This is a genomic window from Stenotrophomonas sp. CFBP 13724, from assembly GCF_014841975.1.
GTDB classification, from domain to species: Bacteria; Pseudomonadota; Gammaproteobacteria; order Xanthomonadales; family Xanthomonadaceae; genus Stenotrophomonas; species Stenotrophomonas lacuserhaii.
In genome coordinates this window covers 2032829-2047185 of record NZ_JACYUW010000001.1, presented here as the reverse complement: position 1 = coordinate 2047185, position 14357 = coordinate 2032829, and the positions used below count along the sequence as shown (strand labels likewise).

Sequence of the window (14357 nt, the reverse complement as noted above, 5' to 3'; positions counted from 1 at the left end):
AATATCGGAGTGCCGGATGGCCAACGATGGGGTATACGATCCAGTGAACCATGGACGTCGCCGTTTCCTTTCTGCCACCACGGCGGTGGTCGGTGCAGTCGGCGTCGGTTTCGTCGCAGTTCCTTTCATCAAGTCCTGGAATCCCAGTGCGCGTGCCAAATTGGCCGGTGCACCGATCACCGCTGACATCAGTGCCCTGCAGGAAGGCCAACGGCTGATCCTGGAGTGGCGCGGGCAGCCCATCTGGATCGTCAAGCGGTCCAAGGCGGTGCTCGAAGCGCTGCCCGGCCTGGATGGCCGGCTGAAGGATCCCGAATCCAGCGTCCAGGACCAGCAACCGGAGTATGTGCTGAAGGAAAACCCGGAGCTGCGCTCGATCAAGCCGGCGGTGTCGGTGCTGGTCGGGCTGTGCACGCACCTGGGGTGTTCGCCGGAAATGGTCGCCGAGATCCGCCCCGAACCGTATGACGCGCAGTGGAAGGGCGGTTATTTCTGCCCCTGCCACAAGTCGCGTTTCGACATGTCCGGGCGGGTCTTCAATGATGTGCCGGCCCCGACCAACCTGCTGGTGCCGCCGCATCACTACCAGGATGACAACACCCTGATCATCGGCGTGGACCCGGAGGGAACTGCCTGATGGCCAACATCCTTGCCCGCACCGCCAGCGGTGTCGCCGAGTGGGTCAACGCGCGCGCGCCGGGGCTGATGCCGGTGTACCGCAAGCACGTCAGCGAGTACTACGCGCCGAAGAACTTCAACATCTGGTACTACTTCGGCTCGCTGGCGATGCTGATCCTGGTTAACCAGATCGTCACCGGCATCTTCCTGACGATGCACTACAAGACCAGCGCGGCCGAAGCCTTCGCTTCGGTCGAATACATCATGCGCGACGTGGAGTGGGGCTGGCTGATCCGCTACATGCACTCCACCGGTGCCTCGCTGTTCTTCATCGTGGTCTACCTGCACATGTTCCGCGGGCTGCTGTACGGCAGTTACCAGAAGCCGCGCGAACTGGTGTGGATCCTCGGCATGCTGATCTACCTGGTGCTGATGGCCGAAGCCTTCATGGGCTACGTGCTGCCGTGGGGCCAGATGTCGTTCTGGGGCGCGAAGGTGATCATTTCGTTGTTCGGCGCCATTCCGGTGATCGGCAACGGACTGACCGAATGGATCATGGGCGACTACCTGCCCAGCGACGCCACGCTCAACCGGTTCTTCGCCCTGCACGTCATCGCCCTGCCTTTGGTGCTGCTGCTGCTGGTGGTGCTGCACCTGGGCGCTCTGCACGAGGTCGGGTCGAACAATCCCGATGGCGTGGAGATCAAGAAGGGGCCGAAGGGCAACCGCTGGTCGCCGACCGCGCCCACCGATGGCATCCCGTTCCACCCGTATTACACGATGAAGGATGCGGTAGGGGCCGGATTCCTGCTGGTCATCGCCGCCTTCATCATCTTCTTCGCACCGGCCTTCGGCGGGCAGTTCCTGGAGCACGACAACTTCACCGAGGCCAACCGCCTGGTGACCCCCGAACACATCAAGCCGGTCTGGTATTACACCCCTTACTACGCGATGTTGCGGGTGATCCCGAACAAGCTGGGCGGGGTGATCGTGATGTTCTCGGCGATCGCGATCCTGTTCCTGGTGCCCTGGCTGGACAAGTGCAAGGTCAAATCGGTGCGCTACCGCGGGTGGATGTCCAAGGTGATGCTGGGCGTACTGGTGGTGTGCTTCATCTGGCTGGGGGTGATCGGTTCGGGCCCGGGTACGGCGGTGTGGGAAACCTGGGTGGGTCGGGTGCTGACCTTCCTGTATTTCGCCTTCTTCCTCACCATGCCGATATGGACACGACTGGACAAGACCAAGCCGGTACCGGAAAGGGTGACCACGCATGACTGAGCGCTGGATGGTGCGGATGGCCCTGGTGGCCACGATGCTGCTGGCAAGCGGCCTGGGCGCTGCCGCCGAAGGCACGGCGAAGATGCTGCAGGCCGGCAACGACCTGGGTGATCGCGCGTCCCTGCAGCGCGGCGCGCAGCTGTACATGAACTACTGCTCCAGCTGCCATGCGCTGAAATATCTGCGTTACTCGCGCATGGCCGCCGACCTTGGCCTGACCGAAGAAGAGGTGATGAACAACCTCAACTTCACCGGCTCGGCGATTGGCGATCCAGTGCCGGTATCGATGCCCAAGGCCGAAGCGGAAAAGTGGTTCGGCAAGATGCCCCCCGACCTCAGCCTGATCTCACGGGTGCGCGGGCCGGACTGGGTCTACACGTATCTGAAGTCGTTCTACCTGGACAGCAGCCGTCCGTTGGGCTGGAACAACACCGTGTTCCCCAATGCCTCCATGCCCAATCCGCTCTGGCAGATGCAGGGCCTGCAGCATGCTGTGCATGGCAAGCCGGAAGCGCCGGGGCTGGATCCGCCGGTGCTGGCGTTGGAGCTGCGCGCGCCGGGCAATGTGGATCCAGGGCAATACGACCAGGCCGTGCGTGACATCACCAACTTCCTGGCCTACGCCGGCGAACCGGCCGCGCTCAAGCGCCAGCAGCTGGGGGTCTGGGTAGTGCTGTTCCTGGCCTTCCTGACCTTCCTGCTGTACCTGCTGAAGAAGGATTACTGGAAGGATGTCCATTGACGGCTGCGGCATGCGCGGTCGACTACGTTGATGCGTGGCCCAATACCGTTGGCCTATTGGCTTTTGTGAGCGTCGGTTGCACACTCGGGAAAGAGTCGACTGTCGGAAATGGTCCGGCAGCGCCGATGCGGCAGGCGGACTCCTGTCGTTGGAGAGCCTTTGATGGCGGCGAGCGTACGCATGCGTAATACCCTGACGCTGTTTTCCTCGAACGACGATGTGCTCTGTCACCGGGTACGTCTGGTCCTTGCGGCCAAGGGCGTCACCTATGACCTTGTGCCGGTGGATCCGCAACATCCACCCGAAGACCTGATCGACCTCAACCCCTATCACTCCGTGCCCACCCTGGTGGAGCGCGAGCTGGTGCTGTATGCGGCGTCGGTGGTCAGCGAATACCTTGATGAGCGCTATCCGCATCCGCCGTTGATGCCGGTCGATCCGCTGTCGCGTGCGCGCATCCGCCTTGCGATGCTGCGCATCGAGCATGACTGGGTGCCGCAGGTGCAGGCCATCCAGCTGGGCAACAAGACCCAGGCCGAAGCCGGCCGCAAACGATTGAAGGAACTGCTGACCAGCGCGGTGCCGCTGTTCAAGGCCAGCAAGTTCTTCCTGAATCCTGAAATGACCCTGGCCGACTGTGCGGTCGCGCCGATCATCTGGCGCCTGCAGGCGCTGGATGTGCCGCTGCCGAAGGACGGCAAGGCGATCGAGGATTACGGCAACCGGATTTTCCGCCATCCTGGCTTCATCCGCAGTCTGACCGAGCAGGAAAAGAAGCTGCGCGACCTGCCGGGCTGACCGCACTTCCCGACTGTTTACCCAACACTTCGCCCGCTCCCCTGCCACGCAGGGGGGCGTGCGCGTACACTTCACGCATGACTGACGAATTCTTCCGGATGACCAGCCACCGCCCGTACCTGTTGCGCGCCCTGGTGGAATGGATCAATGACAACCAGCTGACCCCGCACATCCTGGTGGATGCCGGCGTGGCTGGCGTGCAGGTGCCGCCGTCCAGCATCAAGGACGGCCGCGTGGTGTTGAACATCGCCGAACGTGCGGTGGTGGGGTTGGTGATCGACAACGAGTCGGTCAGCTTCTCGGCCCGTTTTTCCGGCGTGAGCTTTGCGGTGCAGGTGCCAATCAGCGCCGTGCTGGCCGTATACGCGCGCGAGACCGGGCAGGGCATGGCGCTGCCTGACGACATCATCGGTGCGGAATCGGCCGAGGATGAAGTGACGCTGGAAGACGTGTCGGCCGAGGCCGACGGTACGCCGGATGACACGCCGCCGGACGGCAATCCGCCACCGCGCCCGTCCGGCCGTCCGCAGCTGCGCGTGGTGAAGTAATCCTGACGGAGGAGCGGCGATGGCCGCTTCCTTCGCACCCTCAGACGTCTTCGGCGTCATCCACGTCGGGGCGGATCGCGCTGATCCGCGCCGCGCCGGGACCGCTGAAGGACACCAGTTCATCGCCGCGCAGGACCATTCTGCCTACATGGCGATCGATGCCGTCATACGAATATTCGAACTTGAAGGTGCGCTCGAAGCAGAGGCGGCCGTCGTCGCCGCGTGCCACTTTCAGGCCGATCGCATGCACGCTTTGGTCCAGCCACTGCACATCGGCGGCCTTGCAGGCGTTGCGCCCGAGCACGCCGGCACGCTCGGCTGCCGCGCGCGACGAATTCCAGAAGGCGTAGCCACAGGCGCCGACGATCATCAGCAGGATCAGGGTGGGCATGGTCGGCGTACTGATTGAAGTAGGAACCCACAAGATGGTGCAGTGGGTGGCGTAGTTCAAGCGTCGCGCTGCGCGCGGGCTTCGAAGCGAACGTCAACGTCAACAGCTGCAGGGCTTTGTGCTGGCGGGGCGGGGCAGCTGTGCAGGACACGCCGCAAGTACGTCCGTGTAGGCTCGCTTTTCGCATCCATGCGAAAAGACGGTCCTGCGCAGCTACCCCGCCCCGCCTTCGACAGGTCCATGGTGGCCTGGGTAGCGCCGACCCATGGTCGGCGGCTCTTTGCTGACCGCCCCGGACAGATTCCGCCGACCATGGGTCGGCGCTACCAAGCCTCATGGGCCCGTCTGGTGGAGGGAGCCCCTGAGTCAGGGGCGGCCGCGAAGCGGCGGGGTGTGGGTGTTGGTGAGACGGGGCCCGCGGTTTGCGCAGCAAGGCGTGGGAGCGGCAGCGCGAATGCGATGGCGTGTACCCGCGCCATGGATGGCGCGAAACGAGGCCCGCATGGGTGAGGGCGCTTTGCTTGCGAAGCACCGCTTCGCAAGCGCCCGAACGCACAGCCGCCCAGCGGCTGGGCCGGACCCCGGAGGGGCGGCTTTTGCCGTCCCCCGCCCAGCCCCGCCGCCCGGCCCACCCCCAGCTGCGGCTTTCAAGCCACCCGCGAGGGGGTCTCACCCGTTCGACCCTCACTCCGCAGGTGCAGCCACCGGCAAAGGGGACTGCATCGGCGCCGCCGCCGTCAGCTTCAACAACGCCGCCCAATCCTGGCGGTTGAAGCTGCATTCCTCTTCGCGCCCCGGCGTGCAGGTCGCCGCGATTCCATCCGGCTCGGCGTCGCGCTTGGTGGGCAGCTCGATGCGGCCACTGCGGTCCAGCATCAGCATGCGCATCGCCACGGTATTGAGCACGTTGCCGCCGACCAGGTACAGCGTCCGGTCACCGCCCATGTTGGCCGACACCACCACCTCGCAATGCGACTTCCAGTGGCCCACCGAGCCATTGCCGAGTGCCTGCACCAGGCCGGTGTACGTCAGGGTCTCGCGGCGGTCGCGCAGGAAACACAACAGGTCGCCGACCGCTGGCTTTTCCGCTGCCGGATCGGCGAGGCGATAAGGCGCTGCACCGTTGTAGGCAGCCCGGATGTAATCGATGTGGCGCGGGGAGGCGTTGAAGCCGGGAACCCCGGCGCGCACCATTACCCAGGAAATGAAGGCAGCCGACCAGGGGTTGTCGATCAGGAAGGCGCGGCAGTCGCTGTCGGTGTAGCGCGATCCCAACGGGGCGATGCAGCTGCTGGCGCCGGGAATGGCGCCCATCGCATTCAAGGTGCCGCTGTCGCGCCAGTAACCAGAGACCCGTCGCCAGGCAATCAGGCCGTTGTCGGCAAGGTGCTCATTCTCCGCTTCGGTCACCGCCAGGCTGGCGGCGCGCCCTTCGCGGTCGATGAACGGACGGAACCACAGACGGTGTTCATTGCAGGCGGTCTGGCGGATGGACAGCGCGAGCGGACTGAGTCCGTAGGGTGGCGGCACATCGCAGGCTTCGGCGGCCGCAGCGTCAGTGCTGACGCTGGACAGGCCGAGCGCGGAGAAGGGCAACAGGCAGGCAAGCAGCAACCGGCGCATGCGGTGCTCCGCAGAAGGGGGATGGGCGCAGCGTCTCAGTGTGCACGTGAATAGCGGGTGCATCTGCCGCTGACGTAGTGCCGACCTTGGTCGGCACGCTCCCCTCAGCCCGGCGGCGGGCCCAGCTTCAGCGACAGGTCGATGGCCTGCACGTGCTTGGTCAGGCCGCCGATGGAAATACAGTCCACGCCATCTTCGGCAATCGCGCGCAGGCCTTCCAGGCCGACGCTGCCGGAGACTTCCAGCGGAATGCGTCCGGCGGTGATGCGTACGGCTTCGCGGCGCAGCGTGGCCGGGAAGTCATCCAGCAGGATGCGATCACAGCCGCACAGCAGCGCCTGTTGCAGCTGGTCCAGGTCTTCCACTTCCACCACCAGCGGCAGCTGCGGCCACATCGTGCGCGCCGCATCCACCGCGGCCGGCAACGAGCCAGCGGCGCGGATGTGGTTTTCCTTCAGCATCACCGTGTCGTACAGGCCGATGCGGTGGTTGTCGCCGCCGCCACAGCGCACCGCGTACTTCTGCGCCAGGCGCAGGCCGGGCAGGGTCTTGCGCGTGTCCAGGATGCGGGTGCCGGTGCCGGCTACCGCCGCGACATGGCGCGCGGTGATCGTCGCGGTGCCGGACAGCGTCTGCAGGAAATTCAGCGAGGTGCGCTCGGCGCTGACCAGCGAGCGGTTGCGCCCGTGCAGCAGCGCCAGCACGGTGCCGGAGGTCACGGCCTGGCCTTCGCTGACCTGCCAGTCGATGCGCACCTGCGGATCCAGGGCCCGATGGGTGGCATCGAACCAGGGGCGTCCGGCGATCACCGCGTCCTGCTTGCACAGCAGGTAGGCGCTGTCGGCATGGTCGGGAAGCAGCGCGGCGGTGACATCCCCGCTGCCGATATCTTCGGCCAGCGCACGCGCCACGTCGGCGGCGACCTGCGCCGGATCCGGCGCGATCAACGCGCCCGCGGCGGCCGTGCTCATGCGGAAGGGAAATCCGCGATCTGCGCGGTGGCGATGGCTTCTTCGGCCAGCAGCACCGGGATGCCGTCGTCCAGGCGGAACACCTGCTTGCGGTCGCGGGTCACCAGTGCCTGGCGCAACGGCTGGGCGAGCGGATTGCCGTCGGCCTTGTTGACGGTACCGGCACCGATGGCGCGGTTGAGGGCTTCCAGGCCCTTGGCATCCAGCAGGGACAGGGGCTGGCGGGTGTCGGGCGATACCAGCAGGTCAAGCAGCTTGCGATCCATGGTTCTTCGTCTTGCGTGGAAGACGGCTAGAATACGTCTTTAAGGCAGGTGACGGCCAATGACCCCCAACCAATCCGCGCCGCTCGTCGGCATCGTCATGGGATCCCGCTCCGACTGGGAGACCATGCAGCACGCCGCCCAGAAGCTTGAAGCGCTGGGTGTTCCGTTCGAAGTGAAGGTGGTCTCGGCCCACCGCACCCCGGACGTGTTGTTCGACTACGCCGAACAGGCCGGTCCGCGCGGCCTGCGCGCGATCATCGCCGGCGCCGGTGGCGCCGCGCACCTGCCGGGCATGATCGCCGCCAAGACCGCCGTGCCGGTACTGGGCGTGCCGGTGCAGTCCAAGGCGCTGAACGGCATGGATTCGCTGTTGTCCATCGTGCAGATGCCGGCCGGCATCCCGGTCGCCACCTTCGCCATCGGCAATGCCGGTGCCTCCAACGCGGCGCTGTTCGCCGCGGCGATGCTGGCCAGTGACCAGCCGGCCATCGGCACGGCGCTGGAGACCTTCCGCGCACGCCAGACCGAAGAGGTCATGGCCCACGACGATCCGCGTCAATGAGCACGAAGACCGTTGGCATCCTGGGCGGCGGCCAGCTGGCCCGCATGATGGTCCTGGCCGGTGCGCCGATGGGCCTGCGCTTCGAACTGTTCGATCCGGCCGCCGATGCCTGTGGCGGACCGCTGGCGCTGCTGACCGTGGCCGCTTTCGATGACCGCCAGGCCTTGGCCGCGTTTGCCGCCAAGGTGGACGTGGTCACCTTCGATTTCGAGAACGTGCCGGCAGACAGCGCGCAGTGGCTGGCCGACCAGGTGCCGGTGTATCCGCCGCCGTCGGCACTGGCCGTGGCACAGGATCGGCTGAGCGAGAAGACGCTGTTCCAGCAGCTGGGCATTCCGCTGCCGCCGTTCGCCGACATCGCCAGCCGCGACCAGCTGGCCGAAAAAGTCGCCGCGTTCGGCTTGCCGTGCATTCTCAAAACCCGCCGACTGGGTTATGACGGCAAGGGACAGTTCCGGCTGCGCAGCGAGGCCGACATCGATGCGGCATGGGACGCGCTGGGCGCGCAGGTCGACAAGACCGGCCTGATCCTGGAAGGCTTCGTCGCTTTCCAGCGCGAAGTCAGCGTGGTGGCCGTGCGCGGCCGCGATGGCAGCTTCCAGGCGTATCCGGTCACCGGCAACTGGCATGTCGATGGCGTGCTGTCGGCCAGCGTCGCGCCGGCCCGGTTGTCCGATGCCGAGCAGCAGGCGGCGATAGGCTATGCCCGGACCCTGGCCGAACACCTGCAGTACGTGGGCGTGTTCGCGTTGGAGCTGTTCTGCCGCGATGGGGAACTGCTGGCCAACGAGATGGCGCCGCGCGTGCACAACTCGGGCCACTGGACCATCGAAGGCAGCGAAACTTCGCAGTTCGAAAACCACCTGCGGGCGGTGCTGGGCCTGCCGCTGGGCGATACGCGCATGCTGGGGCATGCCTGCATGCTCAACTGGATCGGTGCGATGCCGGATGCGGCGCCGGTGCTGACGCAGTCCAGCGGCCATTGGCATGACTATGGCAAGCAACCGCGTGATGGTCGCAAGGTCGGCCATGCCACCCTGCGCGACGACGACGCATCCGCGCTCGCGTCGGCATTGGAGCGGGTAGGCGAAGCGCTGGGTCGACAGGCTCAGGTGGCCCCGGCCGTGCAGGCCCTGCGCGCCTGACCGGTAGTGACGGCCGCTGGCCGTCATTGGATGGGTAGTGACGGCCGCTGGCCGTCATTCAACGGTGGGTGACGGCCAGCGGCCGTCACGGCATGCCGCTGCCTTCGGGGCTACCCCTCATCCCGGCATCTGCTCTGCGGCGAATTCCCAGTTGACCGCCTTCCACCAAGCGTCCAGATAGCGCGCACGGTCGTTCTGGTAATCCAGGTAATACGCGTGTTCCCACAGGTTGCAGGCCAGCAGCGGCACGCTGTGGCTGGTCAACGGGGTGGCGGCATTGCGCGTCACCACCACGGCCAAGCTGCCGTCCGGATGCAGCACCAGCCACGCCCAGCCCGCACCGAACAGGCCCAGCGCGGCGTCATTGAACGCCTTGCGCAGGCTGGCGGTGTCACCGAAGCAACGCTTCACCTGATCAGCCAAGCGCCCCGCTGGATCCCCGCCACCGCGCGGCCGCAGGCTCTGCCATTGGAACTGCAGGTTCCAGGCCTGGGCGGCCGCTTCGAACAGCGCGCCCTGGCTTTCGCGCACGATCCGCTCCAGCGGCGCATCCTCCCATTCGGTGCCCACGATCCGCGCATTCACCTGATCCACGCAGCCGCGCTGGTGTTGCCCATGCTGCAGCGCCACGGACCTTTCGGACAGGTGGGGCTGCAGGGCGCCAGGCGAGTAGGGAAGGTCGGTAAGTTCCATGGGCATGCGATGAAGGAGAGGAAGGAGGATGCCGGTGGTCGGTTCCATCGGCTTACAATGGCGACTACTGTGGGAAGTCTAGCCGACCGTCGCGGTCGGATTCGCCCATCCGGGAGGCAGTGTGGTTGTGGCAGTGATGCAGCAGATCCAGGCCGAAGTTGATCGTTACCCCCTTGTGCTGTTCATGAAGGGTACGCCGCAATACCCGATGTGTGGCTTTTCCAGCCGCGCGGTTCAGGCCCTGATGGCCGCCGGGGCGGTGTCCCTGCGCACCATCAACGTACTGGAAGAACCGGAAATCCGCGCCAACCTGCCGCGCTTTTCCAACCTGCCGACGTTCCCGCAGCTGTTCATGCACGGTGAGCTGATCGGGGGCTGCGACATCGTGATGGAGCTGTTCGAAGCCGGCGAGCTCAAGCGCATCGTCGAAGAAGCCTCGGTTGCATGAGCCTGGCCGCGTCGCCTGACGTCGAAGCCGGCGCGCTCGAAGGCCGGGTGATCCTGGTGGTCGGCGCCGGTGGCGGGCTCGGCAGCGCCGCCGCGGTGGCCTGCGCGGCCGCCGGGGCCACGGTGATCCTGCTGGGGCGCAAGCCGCGCCGGCTTGACCGGGTCTACGTCCAGGTGCAACAGGCCGGACCGGAGCCGCTGCTCTACCCGCTGGACCTGGAAGGCGCCACTCCGGACGATTTCGCCGAACTGGCCAGCCGCGTGCAGGCCGAGCTGGGCCGCTTGGACGGCATCCTCGTCTGCGCTGCGGACTTCCCGGGTTTGACCCCGTTCGAGCTGGCCGAACCGGCTGCGTTTGCCCGCTCCCTGCATGTCACGCTGACCGCGCCCGCTTTGCTGGTACAGGCCTGCCTGCCGCTGTTGAAGCAGCGGCAGGATGCGGCGGTGGTGTTCTGCCTGGACGACCCGGCACGGGTGGGGGCCGCCTATTGGGGCGGCTACGGCGTGGCCCAGCATGGGCTGCGCGGGCTGCTGGCCAGCCTGCACGACGAGTTGAAGCAGGGACCGGTACGCATTGCAGGGCTGCAGCCGGCCCCGATGCGGACCGCGCTGCGAGCCCGCGCATGGTCATTGGACCAGGATGATGCGGCCGGCGGGCCGGGGGCGGCTGCCGCCGAGGCGATCGTGCTGCTGTCGCCCCAGGGCTTGACGTGGCGCGGAAGCGTGAAGACCGTCAGCCCTGAATAGCGTGTTTCGTGAGCCGAACCTTCACGGGGAGTGAAGGAATCGTCACGATTGGGTTGCGATAAGGCCGCCGCTGTCGCACTACCGTCACATTCGGATCGTACCGTGTTAATCTATTGTTAACCGTTGCGGCAGCTGCCGTTCACGGTTGGGAACCCCAGATAACTGTCCGAGCAGCCGCCCGCAAGGCTGCCTGGACGCGCTTTTTTATCCGCCATCGCCAACTCCCATCGAGGCTACCCTAGATGAACCACACTCTCCGGATGTCCAAGCTCACCCTTGGCCTCTTGACCGTGCTTGCTGCCGCTCCTGCTTTTGCCCAGAGCACCTCTGCCGGTGTCGGCGGCCAGGTCGTCTCTTCCGCCGGTGCGCCTGTCGCTGGCGCTGAAGTCACCATCACCCACACCGAGTCCGGCACCGTTTCGCGTGCCACGACCGATGAAGCCGGCCGTTATTCGGCACGCGGCCTGCGCGTGGGTGGCCCGTACACGATTACGATCACCAAACCTGGCGAAGGCACCAAGACGGAAAGTGGCGTCTACCTGAACCTCAATCAGGTCAATACGATCAATGCCAACCTGGCGGGTGACATGGTCGCCACCGATCTGAACACCGTTCAGGTTGTCGCCGTTGGCGGTGGCTCGGAAGTGTTCAGCTCCACCAAGATGGGCTCGGGCACCAACATCAATCGCGAGAGCCTGGACGCGTTGCCGTCGGCCAACCGCAACATCCAGGACTACATCCGACTGGATCCGCGTATTTCGCAGGTCAGCAAGGCTGACGGCGCGATCTCCGCCGGTGGTCAGAACACCCGTTTCAATGCCATCCGCATCGACGGTATCAATGCATCTGATCCGTTCGGCCTGGAGTCCAACAACCTGCCGACCGAGCGTCAGCCGGTGTCGATGGACGCTATCCAGGAAATCAACATCGACCTGGCCAACTACGACACGACGATCTCCGGCGGCACGGGCGCGGTAATCAACGCCGTGACCAAGTCGGGTACCAATAATTTCGACGGTACTGTCTATTACGCTTACCGTGACAAGGACATGGTGCGAGATCGTCTGGAAGGCGATAACACGGATTTCGCCGGGTTCAAGGACGAGAAGACCTACGGCATGACCTTCGGTGGTCCGCTGATCAAGGACAAACTGTTCTTCTTCACCAACTATGAAAAGTACGAGCGCAGCGCACCGGGCATCGGCCTGGGTGACACGCCGTTCGGCACCGGCCAGATCACCGCCGCCGACATTGCGACCGTGCAGCAGCGCATGTCCGCTCTCGGCTATGACGCTGGCAGCCTGACGGCGCAGGACAGCAAGACCGAGATCGAAGAGTATGCGGTAAAGCTGGACTGGAATATCAGCGACAACCACCGTGCGGCGCTGCGGTACAACAAGATGGAGCAGGATGTGATGCGCTTCCCCGGCATCGCCAACAGCACCATCTCGCTCAGCAGCTACTGGTATTCGCAGCCGAAGACCTACGAAACCTGGATGGGTGAACTGTTCAGCGACTGGTCCGAGAACTTCTCGACCGAGTTCAAGGTGTCGCACAAGGACTACAGTGCCATCCGCGCCACCGCCAGCGACCTGCCGCAGATCCGCATCAACGGCTTCGGCACCAACAACAGTGCGCTGCTGCTGGGCACCGAGCAGAACTCCCACGTCAACATCGTGGAGTCGAAGGAACTGAGCGCCTTCGGTGCGGGTACCTGGTACGTCGGCGATCACACCGTGAAGTTCGGCTTCGACTATTCCGACAACGACCTGATGAACTTCTACGGTCGTAACCTCAACGGTGTGTACGAGTTCTCGAACCTGCAGAACTTCCTCGCCGGGACTCCGAGCCGTTACCAGTTGCGCGCTCCGCGTCCCGATGGCAGCCGCGCCGACATCCCGGCCAGCTTCAACCTGAAGAATACCGGTCTGTTCGTGCAGGACAGCTGGGCTGTCAACTACAACCTGACGCTGATGTTCGGCGTCCGCGTGGACATGCCCGACTTCAGCGACCAGAAGCTGTACAACGCCAACATTGAAAACCGCTACGGCTACGACAACACCAAGCTGCCGGACAAGGCGCTCGTGCAGCCGCGCGTTGGTTTCAATTACACCTTCGACAGTGATCGTCCCACCCAGCTGCGCGGTGGCGTTGGCCTGTTTGGTGGCGCTGCCCCGAACGTGTGGCTGGCAGGCGCTTACCAGAACACCGGTCTGAACTACATCGAGTACGACCAGCGCAGCACCACGGCCAATCCGCAGACCGGCGTCTTTACCCCGGACATCAACAATCCGTACATTCCGGCCGGCGGCCCGACCGCTGCGCGTCAGAACGTGGATCTGATCGATGACGGCGTGCGTCTGCCTTCGGTGTACAAGGCCAACCTGGCCTTTGATCACGAGCTGCCGTGGTACGGCGTCGTGGCCTCGGCCGAGGTGCTCTTCACCAAGGTCAAGGACGGCATCTACTTCGAACGTCTGGACCTGGGCGCCCCCACGGCAGTCGGCCCGGACGGCCGCGCAATCTACTGGAATGCTGCAGGTCGCAACCCGGCCAACGCGGGTCGTTTCGGCATCGAGGCAGGTACCAACAACGCAGGCAACCGTGCCAACCGTCCGAACGACATCGGCGATGTGCTGCTGATGAAGAACACCGACAAGGGCCACGGTGCACAGGCGACCTTCTCGCTCGCCAAGCCGCTGACCGAAAACTTCGGCTGGTCGCTGGGTTACACCTACACCAAGGCCACTGAAGTCAATCCGCTGACCAGCTCGCAGAACACCTCGAACTGGAACAACGCGATGATCTTCAACGCCAATGAGAACGTTGATTACAACTCGCGCTATGCCATCAAGGATCGTGTGACCGGATCGCTGGAGTGGAAGCACAACTTCTTCGGTGACAACGCCACTCGCATCGGCATGTTCTACGAAGGCCGCTCGGGCCGCCCGTACAGCTACATCTTCTACAATGACGTGAACGGCGACAGCGCCACGACCAACGACCTGTTCTATGTGCCGGCGGGCCGTGGTGACGTTCTGTTCACCGGCGGCGCGGCGATGGAAGACGCGTTCTTCACGTGGCTGGAAGGCAACTCCGACCTTGCTGGCTATGCAGGCCAGGTCGTGCCGGCCAACCAGCATCGCGCGAAGTGGGTCAACAGCTTCGACGTGCGCATCAGCCAGGAGTTCCCGGGCTTCATGGACGGTCACAAGGGCGAGATCGCGCTTGACATCATGAACGTGGGTAACCTGCTCAACAAGAAGTGGGGTCTGATCGACGACTACGGCTTCTTCTCTACCCGTCGCATCGCAAACTACGCGGGTATTGATCCGGCAACCGGCAAGTATGTCTACAATTTCAACGGCTCCACGGACAACCCGCAGGTCCAGGAAAACAACAACGACAAGGGCAACACGGCTGTGTCGCGTTGGTCGATGCAGGTCACCCTGAAGTACAAGTTCTGATCTTCCCGGAACTGAAAGCGTAAAAAAGGCGGCCGGGGAAACCCGGCCGTTTTCTTTTTCA

Annotated in this window: 15 protein-coding genes; 10 read left to right on the top strand and 5 right to left on the bottom strand. The window is 64.7% G+C overall.

The window, feature by feature from the left end; genetic code table 11:
• Window positions 1–16 precede the first annotated feature (16 nt).
• The 5 genes from petA (at window position 17) to IFT63_RS09105 (ending at window position 3984) form a co-directional block, all read left to right on the top strand.
• A complete protein-coding gene (gene petA, locus IFT63_RS09125) occupies window positions 17–637 on the top strand; it encodes a ubiquinol-cytochrome c reductase iron-sulfur subunit (RefSeq protein ID WP_192083889.1) in 621 nt (206 codons plus the stop codon).
• A complete protein-coding gene (locus IFT63_RS09120; protein WP_192083888.1) occupies window positions 637–1896 on the top strand; it encodes a cytochrome bc complex cytochrome b subunit in 1260 nt (419 codons plus the stop codon). The genes petA and IFT63_RS09120 overlap by 1 nt, the downstream gene beginning before the upstream one ends.
• Window positions 1889–2638, top strand: a complete 750-nt coding sequence (locus IFT63_RS09115; RefSeq protein ID WP_192083887.1) for a cytochrome c1 — start codon at window positions 1889–1891, stop codon at window positions 2636–2638. The genes IFT63_RS09120 and IFT63_RS09115 overlap by 8 nt, the downstream gene beginning before the upstream one ends.
• 162 nt (window positions 2639–2800) lie before the next feature.
• Window positions 2801–3436, top strand: coding sequence for a glutathione S-transferase N-terminal domain-containing protein (locus IFT63_RS09110; RefSeq protein ID WP_192083886.1), 636 nt, complete (start codon window positions 2801–2803; stop codon window positions 3434–3436).
• Between the two features lie 77 nt (window positions 3437–3513).
• The gene (locus IFT63_RS09105) at window positions 3514–3984 is read left to right on the top strand and encodes a ClpXP protease specificity-enhancing factor (RefSeq protein WP_192083885.1); all 471 of its coding nucleotides are present in this window, start codon (window positions 3514–3516) and stop codon (window positions 3982–3984) included.
• A 40-nt stretch (window positions 3985–4024) separates the two neighbouring features.
• On the opposite strand, the gene IFT63_RS09100 is transcribed toward IFT63_RS09105, so the two are convergent.
• The 4 genes from IFT63_RS09100 to IFT63_RS09085 all read right to left on the bottom strand — a co-directional run bounded on the left by IFT63_RS09100 (window position 4025) and on the right by IFT63_RS09085 (window position 7235).
• Window positions 4025–4375 carry a DUF3301 domain-containing protein gene (locus IFT63_RS09100; RefSeq protein ID WP_182655452.1) on the bottom strand — a complete coding sequence of 117 codons (351 nt, stop codon included), beginning with the start codon at window positions 4373–4375 and terminating at the stop codon, window positions 4025–4027.
• A gap of 684 nt (window positions 4376–5059) precedes the next feature.
• Window positions 5060–5998, bottom strand: a complete 939-nt coding sequence (locus IFT63_RS09095; RefSeq protein WP_192083884.1) for a DUF2272 domain-containing protein — start codon at window positions 5996–5998, stop codon at window positions 5060–5062.
• 104 nt (window positions 5999–6102) lie between these two features.
• Window positions 6103–6969 carry a carboxylating nicotinate-nucleotide diphosphorylase gene (nadC, locus tag IFT63_RS09090; RefSeq protein ID WP_192083883.1) on the bottom strand — a complete coding sequence of 289 codons (867 nt, stop codon included), beginning with the start codon at window positions 6967–6969 and terminating at the stop codon, window positions 6103–6105.
• The gene (locus tag IFT63_RS09085) at window positions 6966–7235 is read right to left on the bottom strand and encodes a Trm112 family protein (RefSeq protein WP_042614172.1); all 270 of its coding nucleotides are present in this window, start codon (window positions 7233–7235) and stop codon (window positions 6966–6968) included. The genes nadC and IFT63_RS09085 overlap by 4 nt, the downstream gene beginning before the upstream one ends.
• A 58-nt stretch (window positions 7236–7293) precedes the next feature.
• Here IFT63_RS09085 and purE point away from each other — a divergent pair, with 58 nt between their 5' ends.
• Window positions 7294–7797 carry a 5-(carboxyamino)imidazole ribonucleotide mutase gene (gene purE / locus IFT63_RS09080; protein WP_101100023.1) on the top strand — a complete coding sequence of 168 codons (504 nt, stop codon included), beginning with the start codon at window positions 7294–7296 and terminating at the stop codon, window positions 7795–7797.
• Complete coding sequence (locus tag IFT63_RS09075; RefSeq protein ID WP_192083882.1) at window positions 7794–8942, top strand: 5-(carboxyamino)imidazole ribonucleotide synthase; 1149 nt, start codon at window positions 7794–7796, stop codon at window positions 8940–8942. The genes purE and IFT63_RS09075 overlap by 4 nt, the downstream gene beginning before the upstream one ends.
• A 117-nt stretch (window positions 8943–9059) precedes the next feature.
• Here the strand turns inward: IFT63_RS09075 and IFT63_RS09070 are convergent, their stop codons facing one another.
• Window positions 9060–9641, bottom strand: coding sequence for a superoxide dismutase (locus IFT63_RS09070; protein ID WP_042614175.1), 582 nt, complete (start codon window positions 9639–9641; stop codon window positions 9060–9062).
• A gap of 121 nt (window positions 9642–9762) precedes the next feature.
• On the opposite strand from IFT63_RS09070, the gene grxD reads away from it, so the two are divergent.
• From grxD to IFT63_RS09055, 3 genes are all read left to right on the top strand, one after another.
• Window positions 9763–10083, top strand: a complete 321-nt coding sequence (grxD, locus tag IFT63_RS09065) for a Grx4 family monothiol glutaredoxin (protein WP_042614176.1) — start codon at window positions 9763–9765, stop codon at window positions 10081–10083.
• Complete coding sequence (locus tag IFT63_RS09060) at window positions 10080–10829, top strand: SDR family NAD(P)-dependent oxidoreductase (RefSeq protein ID WP_042614177.1); 750 nt, start codon at window positions 10080–10082, stop codon at window positions 10827–10829. The genes grxD and IFT63_RS09060 overlap by 4 nt, the downstream gene beginning before the upstream one ends.
• Before the next feature lie 242 nt (window positions 10830–11071).
• Window positions 11072–14296 (top strand): carboxypeptidase regulatory-like domain-containing protein, encoded by a 3225-nt coding sequence (locus IFT63_RS09055; protein ID WP_192083881.1) that lies wholly within the window; start codon window positions 11072–11074, stop codon window positions 14294–14296.
• The last annotated feature ends 61 nt before the right edge of the window (window positions 14297–14357 follow it).

Bases quoted from the DNA above. Each gene is read 5' to 3' on its own strand.
- petA (WP_192083889.1), top strand. From the start codon at position 17: ATGGCCAACGATGGGGTATACGATCCAGTGAACCATGGACGTCGCCGT.
- IFT63_RS09120 (WP_192083888.1), top strand. From the start codon at position 637: ATGGCCAACATCCTTGCCCGCACCGCCAGCGGTGTCGCCGAGTGGGTC.
- IFT63_RS09115 (WP_192083887.1), top strand. From the start codon at position 1,889: ATGACTGAGCGCTGGATGGTGCGGATGGCCCTGGTGGCCACGATGCTG.
- IFT63_RS09110 (WP_192083886.1), top strand. From the start codon at position 2,801: ATGGCGGCGAGCGTACGCATGCGTAATACCCTGACGCTGTTTTCCTCG.
- IFT63_RS09105 (WP_192083885.1), top strand. From the start codon at position 3,514: ATGACTGACGAATTCTTCCGGATGACCAGCCACCGCCCGTACCTGTTG.
- IFT63_RS09100 (WP_182655452.1), bottom strand. From the start codon at position 4,375: ATGCCCACCCTGATCCTGCTGATGATCGTCGGCGCCTGTGGCTACGCC.
- IFT63_RS09095 (WP_192083884.1), bottom strand. From the start codon at position 5,998: ATGCGCCGGTTGCTGCTTGCCTGCCTGTTGCCCTTCTCCGCGCTCGGC.
- nadC (WP_192083883.1), bottom strand. From the start codon at position 6,969: ATGAGCACGGCCGCCGCGGGCGCGTTGATCGCGCCGGATCCGGCGCAG.
- IFT63_RS09085 (WP_042614172.1), bottom strand. From the start codon at position 7,235: ATGGATCGCAAGCTGCTTGACCTGCTGGTATCGCCCGACACCCGCCAG.
- purE (WP_101100023.1), top strand. From the start codon at position 7,294: ATGACCCCCAACCAATCCGCGCCGCTCGTCGGCATCGTCATGGGATCC.
- IFT63_RS09075 (WP_192083882.1), top strand. From the start codon at position 7,794: ATGAGCACGAAGACCGTTGGCATCCTGGGCGGCGGCCAGCTGGCCCGC.
- IFT63_RS09070 (WP_042614175.1), bottom strand. From the start codon at position 9,641: ATGCCCATGGAACTTACCGACCTTCCCTACTCGCCTGGCGCCCTGCAG.
- IFT63_RS09060 (WP_042614177.1), top strand. From the start codon at position 10,080: ATGAGCCTGGCCGCGTCGCCTGACGTCGAAGCCGGCGCGCTCGAAGGC.
- IFT63_RS09055 (WP_192083881.1), top strand. From the start codon at position 11,072: ATGAACCACACTCTCCGGATGTCCAAGCTCACCCTTGGCCTCTTGACC.